This is a genomic window from Vibrio sp. Y51_MX_L26 (genome assembly GCF_024181935.1).
Classification (GTDB): Bacteria; Pseudomonadota; Gammaproteobacteria; order Enterobacterales; family Vibrionaceae; genus Vibrio; species Vibrio diabolicus.
On record NZ_JAMZAS010000015.1, the window covers coordinates 33,388 to 51,917 of the forward strand.

At 45.0% G+C, this 18,530-nt stretch carries 18 protein-coding genes; 15 read left to right on the forward strand and 3 right to left on the reverse strand.

The window, feature by feature from the left end; genetic code table 11:
* The first annotated feature begins 17 nt into the window (after nucleotides 1-17).
* The 5 genes from ftsE (at nucleotide 18) to glpG (ending at nucleotide 4,341) form a co-directional block, all read left to right on the forward strand.
* Nucleotides 18-692 (forward strand): cell division ATP-binding protein FtsE, encoded by a 675-nt coding sequence (ftsE, locus tag NL645_RS21140; RefSeq protein ID WP_005393800.1) that lies wholly within the window; start codon nucleotides 18-20, stop codon nucleotides 690-692.
* Nucleotides 682-1,650 carry a permease-like cell division protein FtsX gene (gene ftsX, locus NL645_RS21145; RefSeq protein WP_005393793.1) on the forward strand — a complete coding sequence of 323 codons (969 nt, stop codon included), beginning with the start codon at nucleotides 682-684 and terminating at the stop codon, nucleotides 1,648-1,650. Before ftsE ends, ftsX begins: the two co-directional genes overlap by 11 nt.
* 177 nt (nucleotides 1,651-1,827) lie before the next feature.
* The gene (gene rpoH / locus NL645_RS21150; protein ID WP_005378693.1) at nucleotides 1,828-2,685 is read left to right on the forward strand and encodes an RNA polymerase sigma factor RpoH; all 858 of its coding nucleotides are present in this window, start codon (nucleotides 1,828-1,830) and stop codon (nucleotides 2,683-2,685) included.
* 493 nt (nucleotides 2,686-3,178) lie between these two features.
* Nucleotides 3,179-3,499: a thiosulfate sulfurtransferase GlpE gene (glpE, locus tag NL645_RS21155; RefSeq protein ID WP_005378691.1), complete on the forward strand. Its 321-nt coding sequence runs from the start codon at nucleotides 3,179-3,181 to the stop codon at nucleotides 3,497-3,499.
* Nucleotides 3,499-4,341: a rhomboid family intramembrane serine protease GlpG gene (gene glpG / locus NL645_RS21160; protein WP_005393785.1), complete on the forward strand. Its 843-nt coding sequence runs from the start codon at nucleotides 3,499-3,501 to the stop codon at nucleotides 4,339-4,341. The genes glpE and glpG overlap by 1 nt, the downstream gene beginning before the upstream one ends.
* A gap of 58 nt (nucleotides 4,342-4,399) precedes the next feature.
* Here the strand turns inward: glpG and NL645_RS21165 are convergent, their stop codons facing one another.
* Nucleotides 4,400-4,810 carry a flagellar basal body-associated protein FliL gene (locus NL645_RS21165; protein ID WP_046874381.1) on the reverse strand — a complete coding sequence of 137 codons (411 nt, stop codon included), beginning with the start codon at nucleotides 4,808-4,810 and terminating at the stop codon, nucleotides 4,400-4,402.
* A 161-nt stretch (nucleotides 4,811-4,971) separates the two neighbouring features.
* Between NL645_RS21165 and NL645_RS21170 the strand changes: the two genes are divergently transcribed.
* Together NL645_RS21170 and ubiA are read left to right on the forward strand one after the other, a co-directional pair.
* Complete coding sequence (locus NL645_RS21170; protein ID WP_005393781.1) at nucleotides 4,972-5,511, forward strand: chorismate lyase; 540 nt, start codon at nucleotides 4,972-4,974, stop codon at nucleotides 5,509-5,511.
* Nucleotides 5,512-6,366, forward strand: a complete 855-nt coding sequence (ubiA, locus tag NL645_RS21175) for a 4-hydroxybenzoate octaprenyltransferase (protein WP_005393780.1) — start codon at nucleotides 5,512-5,514, stop codon at nucleotides 6,364-6,366.
* A gap of 68 nt (nucleotides 6,367-6,434) precedes the next feature.
* Here ubiA and plsB read toward each other — a convergent pair whose 3' ends face one another.
* On the reverse strand, nucleotides 6,435-8,861 hold the full coding sequence (plsB, locus tag NL645_RS21180) for a glycerol-3-phosphate 1-O-acyltransferase PlsB (protein ID WP_047010238.1): 2,427 nt from the start codon (nucleotides 8,859-8,861) through the stop codon (nucleotides 6,435-6,437).
* A gap of 368 nt (nucleotides 8,862-9,229) precedes the next feature.
* Here plsB and lexA point away from each other — a divergent pair, with 368 nt between their 5' ends.
* The 3 genes from lexA (at nucleotide 9,230) to dinF (ending at nucleotide 12,247) form a co-directional block, all read left to right on the forward strand.
* Nucleotides 9,230-9,853, forward strand: a complete 624-nt coding sequence (lexA, locus tag NL645_RS21185; RefSeq protein ID WP_005393778.1) for a transcriptional repressor LexA — start codon at nucleotides 9,230-9,232, stop codon at nucleotides 9,851-9,853.
* A gap of 194 nt (nucleotides 9,854-10,047) precedes the next feature.
* Nucleotides 10,048-10,842, forward strand: coding sequence for a class I SAM-dependent methyltransferase (locus NL645_RS21190; protein ID WP_005393777.1), 795 nt, complete (start codon nucleotides 10,048-10,050; stop codon nucleotides 10,840-10,842).
* A gap of 55 nt (nucleotides 10,843-10,897) precedes the next feature.
* Nucleotides 10,898-12,247: an MATE family efflux transporter DinF gene (gene dinF / locus NL645_RS21195; RefSeq protein ID WP_253652341.1), complete on the forward strand. Its 1,350-nt coding sequence runs from the start codon at nucleotides 10,898-10,900 to the stop codon at nucleotides 12,245-12,247.
* Nucleotides 12,248-12,304: 57 nt separating this feature from the next.
* Here dinF and sthA read toward each other — a convergent pair whose 3' ends face one another.
* Nucleotides 12,305-13,735 (reverse strand): Si-specific NAD(P)(+) transhydrogenase, encoded by a 1,431-nt coding sequence (gene sthA, locus NL645_RS21200; protein WP_005389689.1) that lies wholly within the window; start codon nucleotides 13,733-13,735, stop codon nucleotides 12,305-12,307.
* A gap of 263 nt (nucleotides 13,736-13,998) precedes the next feature.
* Between sthA and fabR the strand changes: the two genes are divergently transcribed.
* From fabR to NL645_RS21225, 5 genes are all read left to right on the forward strand, one after another.
* A complete protein-coding gene (gene fabR, locus NL645_RS21205) occupies nucleotides 13,999-14,640 on the forward strand; it encodes an HTH-type transcriptional repressor FabR (RefSeq protein ID WP_005378632.1) in 642 nt (213 codons plus the stop codon).
* A complete protein-coding gene (locus tag NL645_RS21210) occupies nucleotides 14,640-15,005 on the forward strand; it encodes a YijD family membrane protein (protein ID WP_005378634.1) in 366 nt (121 codons plus the stop codon). Before fabR ends, NL645_RS21210 begins: the two co-directional genes overlap by 1 nt.
* Before the next feature lie 296 nt (nucleotides 15,006-15,301).
* Nucleotides 15,302-16,570 carry a site-specific integrase gene (locus NL645_RS21215; RefSeq protein ID WP_253652342.1) on the forward strand — a complete coding sequence of 423 codons (1,269 nt, stop codon included), beginning with the start codon at nucleotides 15,302-15,304 and terminating at the stop codon, nucleotides 16,568-16,570.
* A 477-nt stretch (nucleotides 16,571-17,047) separates the two neighbouring features.
* Nucleotides 17,048-17,959 carry a GGDEF domain-containing protein gene (locus NL645_RS21220; protein ID WP_253652343.1) on the forward strand — a complete coding sequence of 304 codons (912 nt, stop codon included), beginning with the start codon at nucleotides 17,048-17,050 and terminating at the stop codon, nucleotides 17,957-17,959.
* A gap of 101 nt (nucleotides 17,960-18,060) precedes the next feature.
* Nucleotides 18,061-18,219 carry a hypothetical protein gene (locus NL645_RS21225; RefSeq protein ID WP_253652344.1) on the forward strand — a complete coding sequence of 53 codons (159 nt, stop codon included), beginning with the start codon at nucleotides 18,061-18,063 and terminating at the stop codon, nucleotides 18,217-18,219.
* Nucleotides 18,220-18,530 lie beyond the last annotated feature (311 nt).

Below are 18,530 nucleotides of genomic sequence, written 5' to 3' on the forward strand. Positions count from 1 at the left end.
GTTAGAGGAAATCAACGGTGATCAAATTTCAGCAAGTGAGCAAAGCTTACCGAGGTGGTCGACAAGCACTGCAAAAAGTCGATTTTCACCTGAGGCGCGGTGAAATGGCGTTTTTAGGCGGGCATTCCGGGGCTGGTAAAAGTACCTTGCTGAAATTGATCTGCGCGATAGAGCGCCCAACCGATGGAAAAATCCATTTTAATGGTCACGATATCACGCGCATTCCAAGCAAAGACATCCCTTTTTTGCGCCGCAATATTGGGATTGTTTTTCAAGATCATCGTCTACTGATGGATCGCAGCGTATACGACAATGTCGCTCTGCCGATGCGCATCGAATCGATTTCTGAAAACGAAATCAAACGCCGCGTTTCTGCGGCGTTAGATAAAACTGGCTTGCTTGATAAGGCTCGTTGCCTGCCGAGCCAACTCTCTGGTGGTGAGCAACAACGCGTCGGTATTGCCCGTGCCGTGGTCAATCGACCAACGTTGCTGGTAGCTGATGAGCCGACAGGTAACCTCGATCCCGAACTATCCAATCGCGTATTGCGTTTGTTCGAAGAATTTAATCGTGCTGGAGTGACCATCTTACTCGCCACGCACGATGTGGGGTTAGTAAACACTCGCCCACAGTATCGTCATTTTGAATTAAACCAAGGCTTCCTAAGTGAGGTAGAAGACTATGGCAGGTAACAAGCACTCCCAAAAGAAGGGGAAAGGCCGCAGTGCCAAGCGTGCAAATACCGATGGTTTTTTCTCTGTCCACGCAAAACAAGCAAAATCCTCTTTTAGCGCCTTATGGCAACGACCTTTAGGTAATATCCTGACCCTAGCCGTTATCTCAATGGCACTTGCTATGCCAGCTTGTTTGTATTTACTGGGCAAAAACGTCGCGGGTGCCGCGGAAGATGTGGCATCTCCCTCGCAAGTTAGTGCTTACTTAGTAGAAGGCATGCCGGATGCACGTGTGATGGTTCTCAAAGATCAAATTGAAACTTGGCCTTTGGTAAAAGAGGTGGAATATATTTCACCGCAACAAGGTCTATCTGATTTAAGCCAATATGCAGGATTCGATCAGGCTATCAGCCTTTTAAGTGGCTATGCGCTACCCGGTGTGTTGGTGATTACGCCAGCCTCGGAGCTAAAGAGTGATATTCAGTCATTAGCCAAAGACGTTCGAGAGCAACAAGATGTGACCGACGTGAGACTTGATGAAGATTGGCTGGCGCGTCTTGATGCGATCAAAACTCTCGCGAGTATTATTGTCATTACTCTGACAGTGTTGATGCTCGGTGCGGTATTTTTAATCGTTGGCAACACGTTGCGATTTAATGTGCTGGCGAATAAAGAAGAGATTCAAACCATGAAACTGATCGGTGCGACGGACAGTTTTATTCTGCGTCCTTATTTGTACACGGGGATGTGGTTTGGCGTATTAGGTGCCACCATCGCGTGGTTGGTAACGGCTTTAGTGACCATTGTTATGAATAGTGCGGTGGAAGATCTTGCTGCGTTGTACGACAGCCAGTTTCGCCTGATTGGTTTAAGCTGGGATGAATCTTTGCTATTAATCATCATTGGTAGTCTTTTGGGATGCATTGCGGCGCGCTTTTCTGCGCAACGACATTTGAAAGAAATTGAACCAGTTTAAGTGATGAAGGTCTTACTACTTGGATTTTATTAGCACTAGCTAATCTGGATCCCTTGTTTAGACCGAATGTTTATGGATAATTGCTTCCCCTTCTTGAAACTTGTTCATTTTGAGTTCAAGATATCGAAGCTAAATTTGCAATGTAATGCTCCAGATCAGAGATTGATGAGGAATTGAATGACAAAAGAAGCGTATCCGATGGCTCTAGTCACGCAAGATAGCCTTGATAGCTATATTCGCTCAGTAAACAGCTACCCAATGCTGACTGCAGACGAAGAGCGTGAGCTGGCAGAACGATTACACTACAAAGGTGAGATTGAGGCTGCAAAAGGTCTAATTCTTTCGCACCTACGATTCGTTGTTCACGTTGCTCGTGGTTACTCTGGCTACGGTTTGCCAATGGCGGACCTTGTGCAAGAGGGTAACATCGGTCTAATGAAAGCCGTTAAGCGTTTTAACCCAGAGGTAGGGGTTCGCTTGGTGTCTTTTGCTGTCCACTGGATCAAAGCAGAGATCCACGAATACGTGCTACGTAACTGGCGTATCGTGAAAATTGCGACCACTAAAGCGCAACGTAAGTTGTTCTTCAACTTGCGTAAGTCGAAAAAGCGCTTGGGTTGGTTTAACAACGGTGAAGTCGAAACCGTTGCGCGTGAGTTAGGTGTTGAGCCTTCTGAAGTTCGCGAGATGGAATCACGCTTAGCGGCGGTGGATTCAACCTTTGATATGCCAACTGACGAAGACGACAGCTCAAACGCTTACACAGCGCCAATGCTGTACCTAGAAGACAAATCGTCTGATGTGGCTGACAACATCGAAGCAGCTAACTGGGAAATGCACACCAACAATCGCTTGGGTCATGCATTAGCGAGTTTGGATGAGCGTAGTCAGCGCATCGTGCGTTCTCGTTGGTTAGATGATGAGAAAGCAACATTGCAAGACTTAGCTGATGAGTTCGGTGTTTCTGCCGAGCGTATTCGCCAGCTAGAAAAAAACGCAATGAAGAAACTAAAATTGGCCGTGGGTGAATTTTAATTTCCACTGCTAATTGAAAGTAAGATTTTCATAGAAAGCCGAGATCATGTGATCTCGGCTTTTTTATTGTCGATCGAAAATCGATAGCGTTTGCGATCCGGATTTTATGTGCTACCTGTGTATAACTCTGTGAAGTAATTATTTATCAACTGTTCGAAACCCGGACAAAATAAGGGATTCAAGCACTTTTCCATCTGGGGATAGTTATAGATATACACACAGTTAGATCAGGATCATCACTACATATTGTGGTTCAAAAGATCCAAATATACTTTATCAACGCAATTCACAGCTTTATCCACAAATGGTTGGAATGTGTACACTTTTTAAAACCCTGATTATCCATGTGTCTAAGTTTGCCGTTGGATAGGTTACAATAGCGGCAGTATACCCAAGCGGCTTCAAATATAGATTTTATGCTGTACCTCGGGTGCTGATTAGTATGTTAGGTTCGAGGTTGCTTGGGTATATTAATAAGACAATGAGAAAGTAAATGGATCAGTTTAAGCATATCGATGTACAAGGTGCGCAAGCGCTGCTCGAGCAGGGTGATGCGAAGCTTGTAGATATCCGTGACCCTCAATCGTTTGCCGTTGCGCATGCGGAGTCCGCGTATCACTTAACCAACGATACGATCGTTGCGTTTATGGATGAAGTGGAGTTCGAACAACCCATTCTGGTGATGTGTTACCACGGCATTAGTAGCCAAGGTGCCGCACAATATTTAGTTAACCAAGGCTTTGAACAGGTGTACAGTGTGGATGGTGGCTTTGAAGCCTGGCACCGAGCAGAACTACCGATAGTGAGAAGTTAATGAAGAGATTGGTAACGTTAAATAATCCACGTATGGCGCAAGCCTTTATTGATTATATGGCCTCTCGCCAAATTGACATCGAAATGATGCCAGAAGGAGACGGGCAATTTGCGCTGTGGCTGACTGATAGCCAGCATGAAATAGAAGCGGAAGCGGAACTTAAGCAGTTCCTCGCTAACCCATCTGATTCAAAATACAGCGCCGCCTCGTGGGACGTTGCCGATACTCGCAAGAGCACCTTTCATTATTCTAGCCCGAGTATCATGAGCATGGTCAAAGCAAAAGCAGGCCCAATGACTTTGCTGATCATGACGGTGTGTACCATCATCTACTTGTTACAAATGTTTGGCTTTGGCAATGGCGTGTTTAAGTTGTTGCACTTCCCGGCTTTTGAGGGGCAACAATGGCAAGTGTGGCGATGGCTAAGCCATGCGTTACTGCACTTTTCAGTGACTCACATCGTGTTCAACTTACTATGGTGGTGGCAGTTGGGGGGCGACATCGAACGTCGTCTCGGTTCCGGTAAGCTATTGCAACTCTTTGTAGTATCAGCAGCGCTTTCTGGGGCTGGCCAATTCTATGTTGAAGGGGCAAACTTCGGTGGCTTGTCTGGCGTGGTCTATGCACTGCTTGGCTATTTGTGGATATTGGGTTACCGCTTGCCACATTTAGGCCTTACGCTACCCAAGCCAATCATCGTTTTTATGTTGGTATGGTTAGTTCTTGGTTTTGTGCAGCCGTTCATGGCGATTGCAAACACCGCTCACTTAGTGGGTTTACTGTCGGGGATGGCGATTGCGCTGTTTGATTCAGGCAAGATGAAATACCAACAGCAAGCCTAAAGCTGAAATGAAAAGACCGCTCAAGAGCGGTCTTTTTTATGTTCAAAACGATTTGGGTTTATTGGTAAAGGTATTTTGTAAACAACAAATCGGCAATGATGGTTTTACCTGTTTCGGGCAAAAGTGTTTCGTTGAGGGTCGTCACTAAGGTTTTGCGCAGATCTTCTCGGCCAGAAAGGGACTTAATAGTATCTTCTGTTTGCTTACCCAGTAATTCAATCACTGCATCGCGAATCAAAGGTTGGTGATGCTCAACAATCGATAAATCTTGTTGGCTCATTACCATGATGTCGATGCGCACTTGCACATAACCTAACTTTTTGCCTTTGGTGTAAAAGTTAGTAGTGAGATCAGGCTCAAGGGTAAAGTATGCCAACTTAGGTCCAGCTTCTTCCGTTTCAGCCCAACTTGGTGCGGCGAACAGTATGGTTAACGCAAAAATAATTTGGGCTATATAACGTTTGTACATATTTCTAACTTTTCTTTCTCTGGATCGCGATATTCGAATCGCTTCAGTCTTGATACAATGGGCCGTCTATAACAAATAACGGAACTTACGGTTACATACATTACTATGGACGGTAAGTTGTTGCTTTATTGTACGCATAAAGCCTCCAATTGAATACTAGTATGAATCAGCCAACATCACTCTATCTTGCTTCTTTATTGGAAGTAGAGTGGCAAAACCCCGAAGAATTCGAATTTCCAAATGAATTTGCCAAGCACTGGCTTGAAGAGCAAGGGTCTTTGTCACGTCGTTTAAAGCAACACTGCCAAGCATTAACGGTAGAATTGCTACAAAATCAGATCGTCACTGCGGCGACGTTAAAACAGGACGAAAGCCAGTTATTGTCCGAACAAGATTGCTTACTGCGAGAGGTAATTTTGTGTGGTGACAATGATAACTGGGTTATCGGACGGACATTAATTCCTCGCTCAACCTTAGTTGATCAGCAGTATGATTTGGCTCAACAAGGGGATATCCCATTAGGACTAACAGTGTTCAGCGCAGACAACGTTGAGCGAGACTCTTTGCAAATGGGATGGGTAGCCGTACCAGAAGGACGTTTGTTAGCGCGACGCTCAAGGTTGTGGATGAATCACAAACCGATGCTGGTCGCCGAGTTATTCTTATCTAATTCACCAGTTTACGCTAAGGAGACAGTGTAAATGTCCGCAGAAAAAGCCAAAGCATATTGGCAACTGATGCGCATGGATCGCCCGATTGGTTCACTGTTACTGATGTGGCCAACGATTTGGGCGCTAATTATCTCAGCCCAAGGGATGCCGAGTTGGGATGTGTTTATCGTGTTTGTATTGGGTGTATTCCTAATGCGTAGCGCGGGGTGCGTGATTAATGATTTTGCTGACCGCAAAGTCGACGGCCATGTAAAACGTACTAAGCAACGCCCGCTGCCATCAGGAAAAGTGACAGCGAAAGAAGCGATTGGATTATTTTTGGTTTTGGGTATCAGCTCATTCTTGTTAGTGCTGACCATGAACCCGTTGACGATTCAGCTATCCTTCGCTGGCATCGTGTTGGCGTTCATTTATCCATTTATGAAGCGTTACACTCATATTCCACAGCTCTTTTTAGGCTTGGCGTTTAGCTGGGCAATTCCAATGGCGTGGGCTGCACAAACCGGGGAGCTACCACTGATAGTTTGGTTTGTGTTTCTGATTAACGCTTTATGGACCATAGCTTATGATACTCAGTATGCGATGGTCGATCGCGATGATGATTTAAAGATTGGCATTAAATCGACGGCAATTTTGTTTGGTCGTCATGACAAACTCATCATTGGGGTATTGCAACTGATTACACTCGCGATGTTGGTTTGGTTAGGGCAGTTCTACCAATTGGGACAAAGTTACTACTGGACCCTTTTGATTGCAGCGTCGTTGTTTGTTTATCAGCAGCACTTAATTCGTCACCGTGAGCGGGAGTTGTGCTTTAAGGCTTTCCTCAACAACAACTATGTTGGCATGGTGATAGCGATAGGGTTATTGGTCGCATTTTGGTAAGCGAAGAAATAAGAAAAAAGGCATCCGATTGGATGCCTTTTTTCTTATTTTGGAAGAAGGTAAAACGGTTACGACTGAAGTTGATGAATACTCTCTTCGATCGTCAGTTTCACTTCTGGATAAAGCAGAGTGAATAGTAATCGTGCAAATTGCTGCGTTTTCTTCGTGTCACAGTTACCATCGTTATCGAGGTATTTTTGCTGTTTGAGTGTATTGAACATCGCGGTAAACACACCTTTATCGAAGAATTCTGGCGCATTAATACCGTGTAAGCGTCCTAAACGTTGAGCAATATCTTGGCTCTTCTGTTCTAGGTCCGATTTACCGAGCTCTGGGTAAGCAACAAGCAAGTTCATCGCGATAGAGTAGCGCTGCAGTGTTTCCGTGATTGTACGACCTAGCAGAACCAAAGGCTGGTTGTTCGACTGATTGATCTCCAGCTTATCACCATCGAGGCTAATCATTTTCTGATCGGCAAACTCATGCAGTGTTTTAACGACCAATTCATCCAACTCGTCTTCTTGATAGCTTAAGAACAACTCTTTCTTCAAGAATGGGTAGATTTGCGCGACATTCGCTTGAATCTTTTCTACCGAGAGGTTGCGCTGACGAATGATCATCTGAGCAATTAATGATGGCAGAGCAAACAAGTGGATGATGTTGTTGCGGTAGTAGGTCATCAGGATCGATTGGCTACGATCCAGCGAAATGATGTCACCCATGCTATCGGTTTCAATCACGAACTTATCAAGCGAAATTGCATGATCGACCAACTCCTCAGCACTTTCGGTAGGGATAGTGGAGGTGCTTGAGTACGGGTTGTTTTTGAGTAGCTTTAAGTAACACTCAATCTGGTTGATCAGCGAGTCACGAGAAAGTGCACGTTGACGAGAAGCAAGCAGTGCGGTTGCACACAAGGTCAACGCGTTTGCTGCCGCCGCATCGTTGATGTGCGTCATCATCTTATTAGCAAGGTCATTGACCACAGGATTCATCCATTGTGGTTTGTTACCACCCATGCTGTCGATGTCTTTCGTCCACTCAGGAGCATGCTCGTTCAAGTATTGGTTGAGCTGAATTGGCTCACCGAAGTTCACATAGCCCAAACCAAAGTTACGCAGTTTACGCAGAGTACGCAGTACAAGCCCTGCGTTTTCTTTCTCTTTGCGTTTGCCACGCAGCTCTTTCGCGTAAGTGCCTACTTCCATTACGTGCTCGTAACCGATGTAGACCGGTACTAGTGTTACTGGGCGGTTTAGACCACGTAGCATTGCTTGGATGGTCATAGCCAGCATACCCGTTTTCGCTTGCAGTAAGCGACCTGTACGTGAACGACCACCCTCACTGAAGTACTCGACTGAATAGCCTTTGGCAAACAGCTCAGCTAGATACTCGCGGAAAATGGTTGAGTACAGTTTGTTACCTTTAAAGCTACGACGAATAAAGAATGCCCCACCGCGACGGAAAAGAGGACCGGCCGGGAAGAAGTTCAGGTTAATGCCTGCCGCAATGTGCGGAGGCACCATGCCTTCATGGTATAAAACGTAAGACAACAGTAGGTAGTCCATGTGACTACGGTGACACGGAACGTACACAATTTCGTGGCCGTCTTGCGCTAAACGACGCACAGTCGAGGCGTTATTGATGTGCAACCCTTGGTACAGCTTTGTCCATAGCCAACTCAGGATGCGGTCGCCGTTTTTCACTAGACCGTAGGAGAAGTCGGCGGCGATTTCATCCATGATGTCGTGGGCTTCTTTACGTGCCTTATCAATCGAGATATTTTTGCTCTTGGCTTCGTCAGCGATCGCCAGTTCAATAGCTGGAGATTTCAATAAACGAGCAAACAACACTTGGCGTTGTGGCAGGTTTGGGCCTGAAGCCGCAAGTTTTTGGCGAGAGAAGTGGATACGCGCCACGCGAGCCAATTTGTGCGCAATTGCGCTGTCGGTACCGTGAGAGTCTGCCATATAACGCAGAGATACCACGGGACTAAAGCGAACCAAGCAGTCGCGTCCTGCTGCCATTACCGCTTTCGCCTTTTGCGGGCCATTCATTGGCTGAAGGTAAGGCTTTTGGTTTTCTTCTTTACCTGGTTTACGACCCCAAAGCACGGTTGCAGGGATCATTTGAACGTCTAATTCACTGTCCAGTTTATGCAGTTCCAGCAAGTCTGTGAACAGAGAGACAGAGTCGGTTGGGACATCATTATCGTTGTTCATCACAGTTGGACGCGCAGCGATAAAGACGAAACGGTTCAGCGTTTTGCCATTGATTTCCAGCGGACTGAGCGGGTCAGGCAGACCAAGGCTCATGGCTTGTTTTTGCAGTGTCAGCAAATCCACGTTCGAGCGGAACGGTAGGGCATATACAATCGGCTTAGCGAGGTCGATATTCAGATCTTCAATCGGGTTCGACGGGATTGTGGTGCCCTTTACCAGTACCGATAAAGGTAGTTTTAGTAATGAACGTGAAAATGATTGTCCAGAAGACATAAAGTTCACAGCCTCAATAGGTATTCAAACAGGCCTAACCTTATTTCAGTGTCTGCTTTGCATGTCTTCTATAGAAAAAGAAATGAGTACGGCAAAAGAAATAAGCCTAGGCGATAAAATTTAAGCGCAGCAAGGATACCAGAAACTGGTCAAACCTTTTAATTTTATTGGCTGTAAATTAGTCGAACTCCTAAGTTGTTGCTTTACTTTGATTAACTGAAAAGGCGGTGTTTTAAACGCATGAATAATGAACTTGGGCAGCAAACGAAGTGCACTCCACAAATAAATTAAAAAACAACCAATTGGGTTTTCATTTGAGCATTTACTGGATATACTCACAGTTAACTGTATAAAAAGACAGGTGAGACATGAAGCCGTTAACGCCACGCCAACAACAAGTCTTCGATTTGATCAAAAGTAAAATCGATGACACCGGAATGCCACCAACTCGTGCAGAGATTGCGCGTGAGCTTGGCTTCCGCTCTGCGAATGCCGCAGAGGAACACCTAAAAGCGCTTGCTCGTAAGCAAGCAATTGAAATTATCCCAGGTGCATCGCGTGGGATTCGTATCCTACTTGATGACTCTGCCGCTAATGACGAACAGGGCTTGCCTTTGATTGGTCAAGTTGCTGCGGGTGAGCCCATATTGGCTCAGGAACACGTAGAAGCGCACTACCAAGTCGACCCTGCGATGTTCAAGCCGCAAGCGGATTTCTTACTTCGTGTAAATGGCGAAAGTATGAAAGACATCGGGATTATGGATGGCGATTTGCTCGCTGTGCATAAAACCCAAGACGTGAGAGACGGTCAAGTTGTCGTTGCGCGCGTTGATGATGATGTGACAGTAAAGCGTTTAGAGCGCAAAGGCTCAACCATATTACTGCATGCTGAGAATGAAGAGTTTGCCCCAATCCAAGTGGACTTAACGTCTCAGCATCTTACGATTGAAGGCTTAGCCGTTGGTATTATTCGTAATACCGATTGGATGTAAGTGTGTTTAAGCAGCCCAGTTCTTCTGGGCTGTTTTGTCTTTTCTCTTCTTTTCTCTTTTTCTACTTCCTCCAAAAGCTTGCTTATCATCTTGACCTTGTTTGTTTTGAGCAATTTATAAGCTTGATAATGTAATTGATATTCATTATCATCTATTTCAATGTCTATGTTTTCTCTCTGGCGCAGGAAATGCCCATGTCTCAGTCTAAACATCAAGTTCCTAACCATTTATTAAAGCCACTGTTATTGCGTAGCCGTGAAAGCATGGTCGACAATGGCTTGGTGTACGATCCGATAGCTGCTAAGGCGTGTTTGAGTTGTAAGATGGCGCCGGATTGTTTGAGTGGTGATATTGCGCAGAAGCAATTGCTGCACGTGACGCTGACTCAGCTTTGTGACCAGCAGGTTAGTCACTTCTTACAGCAGTATCCCGATGCTTGGATAATCAATGTCGGAGCGGGGTTGGATACCCGCTTTTATCGTTTGGATAATGGACGCTGCCATTGGATAGAGCTGGACGTGACGGAAAATTTGGTATGGCGTCAGCGCTTGTTCCACAAAAATGAACGTTATGAACACCGCTGTGGCAGTGTGGATGAAATGTCGTGGCTAGAGACGTTAGCCATTCCAGAGCAAGCACCAGTACTCATTTTATGTGAAATGGCACTGCTCGATTGCACAGAGCGCCAAGTCGCGAAATTTATTCAAACCTTGGGTCGACATTTTGTTTCTGCTGAACTGTGTATGGTGTTGGCAGGAGATTTAACGGAAACCAAGTGGGGACAAAAGCTTGGCTCTGATCGTTATGCTCATGGCTTTGAAGCGCCTGCAGAACAGATATTGCAATGGTTACCATGGGCACAGTGGGTGAAAGCTTTCTCGCCATTCGATAGATTCTGTTCTCGTTGGAAAGCTTGGCAGCGTTGGCTTAATAAGATTCCAATGCTGAAGCATCGCCTCACGCCAGTCCTCGTTCATATCAAGTGGTAATTGGCTAGTCGTTAAGCGCTCAGGTACACTCGTCGATCTTACTGATGAGGTGCCTGTGACAAATTCAATCTTCTCTCCTTTATCTAATCCAAAAGTTCATCGCCAAGTCTTAGCTTTAGCGATACCTATGGTGCTGTCGAATATTACTGTTCCATTGCTCGGTTTGGTCGATGCTGCGGTGATTGGTCATCTAGACCACGCTTGGTATTTGGGCGGTGTTGCGCTGGGCAGTACCATGATCAGTGTGACATTTTGGCTGCTTGGTTTTTTGCGTATGTCGACTACTGGGTTGGCGGCGCAGTCCTATGGCGGTGACGACCGAAAGCAACTTGCCTTGGTGTTTATGCAAGGCTCACTCATGGCGCTGCTCTTTGCGTTAGTCTTTCTTATTGCCCATAACCCGATTGCTGATTTGATCTTTGGTTGGAGTGACGCCAGTGCTGAAGTGAAGCACTACGGCATGCAATATTTCTCTATTCGAGTGTGGAGTGCCCCCGCTGCGCTAATGAACTTTGTGTTGTTGGGGTGGTTGCTCGGAACGCAAAATTCCAAAGCCCCAATGTGGATGGTGATCATCACCAACGTGACTAATATTACCCTCGATTTGTTGTTTGTGATTGGTTTGGGGTGGAAAGTAGAAGGCGCTGCGCTGGCATCGGTGATTGCTGACTACTCAGGCATGGGTTTTGGTCTCATGTGTGTCTGGAAAACTTGGCGAGAGAGGCAATTACCATCACCTCAAAAGTTGCTAACCAGCACTCAACACGGTTTAGGGCGATTCGTGAAATTGAATCGTGATATTTTCTTACGCTCTTTGTGTCTGCAAGCGGCTTTTAGCTTTATGACGTTCCAAGGCGCGAGCTTTGGTGATGAGGTTGTCGCTGCAAATGCGGTTCTGATGAGCTTCCTGATGATTATCTCGTATGGCATGGATGGCTTTGCTTATGCAATGGAGGCCATGGTCGGGAAGGCGATTGGCGCCAAAGATAGGCAACAATTGAGTGCATCGCTTGTCGGTACTTTTTTTTGGAGTTTGGCTATTTGCTTAGGACTGACCGCGCTCTTTGGTTTGGCGGGATCGCAGTTGATCGCCATGATCACTTCAATTGAGGCTGTACAACAGCAAGCAGCGGTGTATCTACCTTGGCTGGTGGTGATGCCACTTGCGTCGATGTGGTGCTTTCTATTGGATGGCATTTTTGTCGGTGCAACCAAAGGCAAAGACATGCGCAATAGTATGTTTGTCGCGACCAGCAGTTTCTTCGTTGTCTTTTACTTGTTCGCCGAGTGGGAAAATCACGCGCTGTGGTTTGCAATGACGAGCTTTATGTTGATGCGGGGTATTGGTTTAGGGGTTATCTTTCTCTACCAATGGCGTAAGGATACCTTCCTCGCACAATGTTGATATAAAAACAGCAGGTCCAAGCCTGCTGTTTTTCTGTTTGCTATCAAGAAGCATAGATTAGAACAAGCGGTTCAAACCATTCAATGCAGCGACACGATACGCTTCGGCCATCGTCGGATAGTTGAAGGTGGTATTGACGAAATACTCGATGGTATTCGCTGAGCCTTTTTGCTCCATAATGGCTTGACCGATGTGGATAATTTCCGCGGCACGTTCGCCAAAGCAGTGAATCCCTAAAATTTCTTTGGTTTCACGATGGAACAATATCTTCAAGCTGCCGATGTCTTTCCCTGCGATCTGTGCACGAGCTAGATGCTTGAACGAAGAGCGTCCTACTTCATACGGTACTTTCGCAGCTGTTAGCTCTTGCTCGGTTTTACCCACAGAGCTAATCTCTGGGATGGTGTAGATACCTGTTGGAATATCATCAATCAGATAGTTTTCTGCCTGACCTTTCGTAATGGCTTGTGCGACAAATCGCCCTTGGTCATAAGCGGCGCTTGCAAGGCTAGGGTAACCGATGACATCGCCTACAGCGTAAATGTGCTCAATATCGGTTTGGTAGTTACGGTTTACTTTTAGTTGTCCGCGAGAATCCGCTTCCAGACCCACTGCACCCAAATTCAACTTATCGGTGTTACCTGTTCGACCATTCGCATACAACAAACAGTCCGCCTTCATCTTCTTGCCAGATTGTAGGTGAATAATCACGCCATCTTCTGTGCCTTCGATTTTTTCATAGGTCTCATCATTACGAATTACCACACCGCTGTTCCAGAAGTGGTAAGACAGCGCATCTGACACTTCGTTATCCAAAAACTCCAACAAGCGGTCTCGGGTATTGATAAGGTCGGTTTTCACTCCAAGTCCGCGGAAGATAGAAGCGTATTCACAACCGATAACGCCTGCACCGTAAATGATGATATGGCGAGGGTCGTGTTTCAGGCTCAAAATGGAATCACTGTCGTAGATGCGCTCATGCAAGAAATCAACGTCGTTAGGCTGATACGGACGAGAACCCGTCGCGATGACAAACTTATCCGCTGAATAGATTTCTTCTGTGCCGTCGCTTTGCATTACTGCAATTGAGTAGTTATCGATAAATCGCGCGGTTCCGAACAAAAGTGTGCATGAGTTACGGTCATAAAAGCCCTGACGAAGTCGAGTTTGCTTATCAATGACCGATTTAGCATGACCTAAAATGTCAGAAAATGTTGCATGAACGCTGGTGTTGTTTCGACAAAATAACGGGTTGCTATTAAATTCGATGATGCGGCTAACGGCATGACGCAGCGCTTTTGATGGAATAGTACCCCAGTGAGTACAACCGCCGCCGACACTGCTTTCTTTCTCGACAATGGCAACATTCAGTCCCGCTTTGGTTAATCCCATTGCAGCCCCTTCTCCGCCAGGGCCACTACCGATTACGATCACGTCATAGTGATTAACATGCGCCATGATGCCTTCCTTGTTATATTTGCTTAACATTGCTTTAGCGCGATTTTAACTCATTTACTCTATTGGTACACGTCATGCCTGTTAGAGAGTGGAAGTGATCACGCAGAATCGACCAAAAGGATGATTTGGTATGTTGTATGTCTATAAATTGCATCGAGAACATTGCAATTAGATGCATGCCAATAGTAACGTTCTCGGCGCTCAGAGCGAGCGAAGCAACATATCTTTCTCCGTAGGAGCAAATTGCGTTATATTGAGGCTCTTGTACCCTACAGAAAAAGAGCAAGTTAAGAATGAAATCGATGGGAATCCGCGCACAGCAAAAAGAGAAGACACGTCGATCATTGATCGATGCGGCATTTAGTCAATTAAGTGCGGATCGCAGCTTTTCCAGCCTTAGCTTGCGAGAAGTCGCCCGAGAGGCAGGGATTGCACCGACTTCTTTTTACCGTCACTTCAAAGATATGGATGAGCTAGGCTTAACCATGGTTGATGAAGGCGGTTTGCTACTACGTCAACTGATGCGTCAAGCGCGTCAACGTATTGTGAAAGAAGGTAGCGTAATTCGTACCTCGGTCGAAACCTTTATGGAATTCATTGAAAGTAGTCCGAACGTCTTTCGTTTGTTGTTGCGTGAGCGCTCCGGCACTTCTGCTGAATTTCGTACCGCTGTTGCTCGAGAAATCCAGCATTTTGCGGCAGAATTAACCGAGTATTTAATGAGCACCGGCGTGACCAGAGAAGAGGCGTATACTCAAGCAGAAGCGTCTGTGACTTTGGTTTTCAGTTCGGGGGCTGAAGCTTTAGATTTAGATCGACGTGAGCGCGATGAACTCGCCGAGCGATTGATCATGCAATTGCGAATGATAGCCAAAGGGGCCTATTGGTATCGCAAAGAACGTGAACGTAACCGATTAAAAGGCGGGATAGAATAATGTCGAATGGAAATAAATCTGAAAAGAAAACGCTGATTTTGGCACTGGTTGCAGGTATGTGTGGTGATGCTTTGTTGTCATGGTTGACCATGAGTGAAGTGTCTTTTTCAATCTTCCCATTGATTGCACTCGTACTGGCTGTACAAGCTCTTTACCAAGAGTACCTAAATAATCCGGTATCAGAAGATATCCCATTAGTTGGCTTGGCGTGTTTCTTCGTAGGTGCGTTTGGTCACTCTGCGTTTATTAAAGCGCAATACCCAGAAGCAGGCTCAAACTTCTTTGCGATCATGGTTTCAATGATCTTACTCGCATGGATTGGTAAGAAGCTAGGGTTTGTCAGCAAGAAGACTTCTGCGGAATAAGCAAAACGAATCAAATACAAAAAAGCGAGCCATTGAGCTCGCTTTTTTTGTATTTGACGCCGTGGGTTACGCTTTGCGTTCCAATAGCACGCCCGCTTCCATATGGTGGGTAAATCGAACTCTGAATCTTGTAATGTCTTCCAAAGTCCAGGTTTGAATTTTAATTTATTGTTTTTATTTGGTTTTTAATTGATCATTGTCCAAGGGGGTCTTTAGCCGTACAATGAAAACTCGTCTTTTCCCGTACCCCACGCCGTACCCAGAGCCGTACCCAGAAATACAGAGGTTTTTCAGTCATGATCAAGCCAGTCGATAAAATTAGTACGAACGCCACACTGAAAGCATTGAAGCCACAAAACAAGGAATATTTAATTCCAGATAAGAAAATAGAAGGATTGAATATTCGCGTTCGACCAACGGGCACGATGACTTGGATCTTTCGCTTCCAGGCTGGTAACAAACACGAAAAAATTACCATGGGGCGGTATGTTAAGTTAAAACCGGAAACAGGGATGACGCTTGAACAGGCTCGAACAGAAGCAGGGCGTTACCGTAGCTGGTTGGAGAACAATAAAAATCCGAAGCAGGAACTGGCACGTGAACAGCGCGAGCAAGAGGAAGCAAAAACTTTTGATGATGCTTTTGCCAGTTTTGACGAGAAGCGTTTGTCCAAGCAGCTACGAGGAGAACAAGCGAGGGCAACCTATAACCGGGATATCAAACCATTTCTTGGTCAAATCAAACTAGAAGAGTTGAGAATTAATGATCTTAATAAAGTATTTGATGCAAAGGTTGATGGGAATGGACAGCGAAAAGCGGGTGCGATTAGTGCATGCCATAAAATTATCAATCAGGTGATCAACCATGCACTAGCTTTGAATATGATTGGTGCACACCCTGCACCACATTTGAAATCCAAGGATGTCGGTGGTGGTTCTAAGGTCACAAAACGCAATTTGAGCTTTTCAGAATTGAAAACATTGCTAACAAGCTTGCCTTCTTGGCGTACAGAGCCCTCAAACGTCCGCCTAATGCAGTTTTTGCTCGGGTGTGGGCAACGTATTAGTGCTGTGCTTGAAATGCGTTGGAGTGAGGTAGATTTCCAAGAGAAGGTATGGTTGTTGCCAGCCAGTTCAAAAGAACGTCACACCAAGAGCCAAGAGAGCCGAAAAGTACCATTAAGTGATTACCTACTGGAACTTCTTAAAGAGCAGCGTGAGAATGTACCAAGCAAATGGAAACTTGTTTGGCCTCAGCTTATGGATGACAAACTTCAAGAACCCGCAGCAGTACGTGCGCTAATCAAGCGTAATTTACCGGAAGATTTTGAGCGCTTTTCGCCACACGATCTACGCCGCACCTTTATCAGCCGTTGTAGCGAAATGGGGCTGGATATCGTGGCGATTGAAAAGACGGTTGGTCACCAGCTACCAGGTATGTTGCGGGTATATAACCATCACGACTACCTTGAAGAGCAATTAGTGGTACTACAAGCATGGGGAGAAAAATTGCAAGCGTTAGATACAAGCAATGTCATTCCTCTAGAGTCGATGAAGTTTGCCTAAGCATTTGTACAATTCTTAGAGATTATTCTTACTAGTTTGGGGAGACTCTTTATCTGAGCGAAATTCAATCGAGGCTCTTTGACTATGTGGGATTAATGGATGGAAGACGATACAGAGAATGCGTAAATAACTGATATTTATGGCATGTGCCCCCTTTATCCTGCTCATTGATAACATCAGCTATCATCTCTTTTAATTCTTAAACTCACGAGCTTAAGATTTAGGTTTACCAACGTACTAAATTCAGGTGTATCGCATAACTAGTCCTGAAAGTATCCTAGGCTTGTTCAGGGTAATGAGCGATCGCAATCACCGAAACGCGTAACATGTGGCTCTTTCGTGTCATCATAAGTTGTATATTTAATGACTCTTTAGTATTAATAAAGTCAACATTATAAATAGGTGATATAGCACATCTATAAATGTAAAATTCATAATTATATACGCTGACTTTTTTGCTGCATGTCGGAGGCCATAATGCACCTTCAATTAGGAAGATTGGGGATTCGCCTTGATGATCTTACTAAGTCTCTTGATCATCTTGAGACATACGTATTCATTAAAGATACACGATCCAGATATATCTATGCTAACAACCTAAGCCTAAGGTTAATGAACATTGATAAGGAAAGGTTGGGCGAAATAACAGACTCGAACTTTTTGCCAGAAGATACGGTTGAACTCATAAAGCATATCGATGCTAAGGTCCTCAAAGGTGAAACAACAAAGGAAGAGATTGTTATTAATGATACTAGTGGCAATCAACGGGTTTATCTTGAGGTGAAGTCACCTATTTGTCATCCCGAGTTTCCTAACGAAGTCATTGCCATTTTAGGTATTTCTACTGATATAACAAAACAAAAAGAACTTGAAAATAAGGCGTACCAGCAGGCCCGAATAGATGAATTAACCAAGCTTCTTAACAGACGTGGGTTGATAGAATGTATGCAACAAGATCTAAAAACGAGAGTCAGTGAGAGCCGGTTTTCCACTTTGTTATTTATTGACCTGAATGATTTCAAAAAAATTAATGATGATCATGGTCATGCTGTAGGCGATCACATATTACGTGAGGTCAGTGAGCGTATGAAAAGCAGCCTGAGGAGTTCCGACCTAGTCGCAAGATATGGCGGAGATGAGTTTGTCGTATTTCTGAGAGGCGTTGGGAATAGCAATACAGAGGCGGAACACTACACAGAAGAGGTAATGTCGAGAATTGAAAATGCACTCGCAGCTCCAATAGATACCAGTAAAGGTAAGGTGCAGATAGGGACGTCAATAGGTAAGTATATTATTGAAGGAGTAAACTTTTCCCTAGAATCAGCGATAACCAAAGCCGACGAGAATATGTACTACGAGAAAAGCACGAGTAAAGAAGATATGCACTGAACTAAAGTTTCGCAGCTTATGTTTGACCTTACAGACCTATAGGTGAGTACGACTAGGCCGCGATGCACCTTTGCTGGTGTATTCACCTAACAGGAGGGCATATGAGAAATTGTCTTCAGGGGGGAATGTATCGGCATAACATTCAATTTGAGCTTGAAAGCGGTGTGGTGGTACTGCTTACTTTTCTAGACCTAGTCGTTGATAGTAACCTAAATGCGAATGATTTTATCAAAATTGAAATATACGGTATTTCTTCGTAAGGAGTAATTTATTAAAGGGTTTATACATCCTGCAAAAGCCGGACACTGTTGTGCATTATGAAGTTACTCCTAGAGCGGAACAAAGTGCTCGTCAATGGTTCTATTCACACATCCAAAGCCAAGTCGTTTTTTTCAAGTTGCTGCCGTAGTAGCCAATATATCAGTTACTCATTTTACGCGTCGCACCACAGTTCCTCTGAACCATGCCAGAACGAGAATATGGGGGCTTTATGACAACTTTTCAGATGGTTGCGTGAAGTAACAAAATTAGCGCAAGGGGCCGTTATTTACTAGACTGGTTGTATAAGTGT

What these genes read in the sequence shown, in the direction of transcription:
- NL645_RS21215 (WP_253652342.1), top strand. Translation starts at nt 15,302, where the DNA reads ATGATCAAGCCAGTCGATAAAATTAGTACGAACGCCACACTGAAAGCA.
- ubiA (WP_005393780.1), top strand. Translation starts at nt 5,512, where the DNA reads ATGTCCGCAGAAAAAGCCAAAGCATATTGGCAACTGATGCGCATGGAT.
- glpE (WP_005378691.1), top strand. Translation starts at nt 3,179, where the DNA reads ATGGATCAGTTTAAGCATATCGATGTACAAGGTGCGCAAGCGCTGCTC.
- NL645_RS21210 (WP_005378634.1), top strand. Translation starts at nt 14,640, where the DNA reads ATGTCGAATGGAAATAAATCTGAAAAGAAAACGCTGATTTTGGCACTG.
- plsB (WP_047010238.1), bottom strand. Translation starts at nt 8,861, where the DNA reads ATGTCTTCTGGACAATCATTTTCACGTTCATTACTAAAACTACCTTTA.
- glpG (WP_005393785.1), top strand. Translation starts at nt 3,499, where the DNA reads ATGAAGAGATTGGTAACGTTAAATAATCCACGTATGGCGCAAGCCTTT.
- NL645_RS21190 (WP_005393777.1), top strand. Translation starts at nt 10,048, where the DNA reads ATGTCTCAGTCTAAACATCAAGTTCCTAACCATTTATTAAAGCCACTG.
- NL645_RS21165 (WP_046874381.1), bottom strand. Translation starts at nt 4,810, where the DNA reads ATGTACAAACGTTATATAGCCCAAATTATTTTTGCGTTAACCATACTG.
- NL645_RS21220 (WP_253652343.1), top strand. Translation starts at nt 17,048, where the DNA reads ATGCACCTTCAATTAGGAAGATTGGGGATTCGCCTTGATGATCTTACT.
- fabR (WP_005378632.1), top strand. Translation starts at nt 13,999, where the DNA reads ATGAAATCGATGGGAATCCGCGCACAGCAAAAAGAGAAGACACGTCGA.
- NL645_RS21170 (WP_005393781.1), top strand. Translation starts at nt 4,972, where the DNA reads ATGAATCAGCCAACATCACTCTATCTTGCTTCTTTATTGGAAGTAGAG.
- lexA (WP_005393778.1), top strand. Translation starts at nt 9,230, where the DNA reads ATGAAGCCGTTAACGCCACGCCAACAACAAGTCTTCGATTTGATCAAA.
- rpoH (WP_005378693.1), top strand. Translation starts at nt 1,828, where the DNA reads ATGACAAAAGAAGCGTATCCGATGGCTCTAGTCACGCAAGATAGCCTT.
- NL645_RS21225 (WP_253652344.1), top strand. Translation starts at nt 18,061, where the DNA reads ATGAGAAATTGTCTTCAGGGGGGAATGTATCGGCATAACATTCAATTT.
- ftsX (WP_005393793.1), top strand. Translation starts at nt 682, where the DNA reads ATGGCAGGTAACAAGCACTCCCAAAAGAAGGGGAAAGGCCGCAGTGCC.
- sthA (WP_005389689.1), bottom strand. Translation starts at nt 13,735, where the DNA reads ATGTTAAGCAAATATAACAAGGAAGGCATCATGGCGCATGTTAATCAC.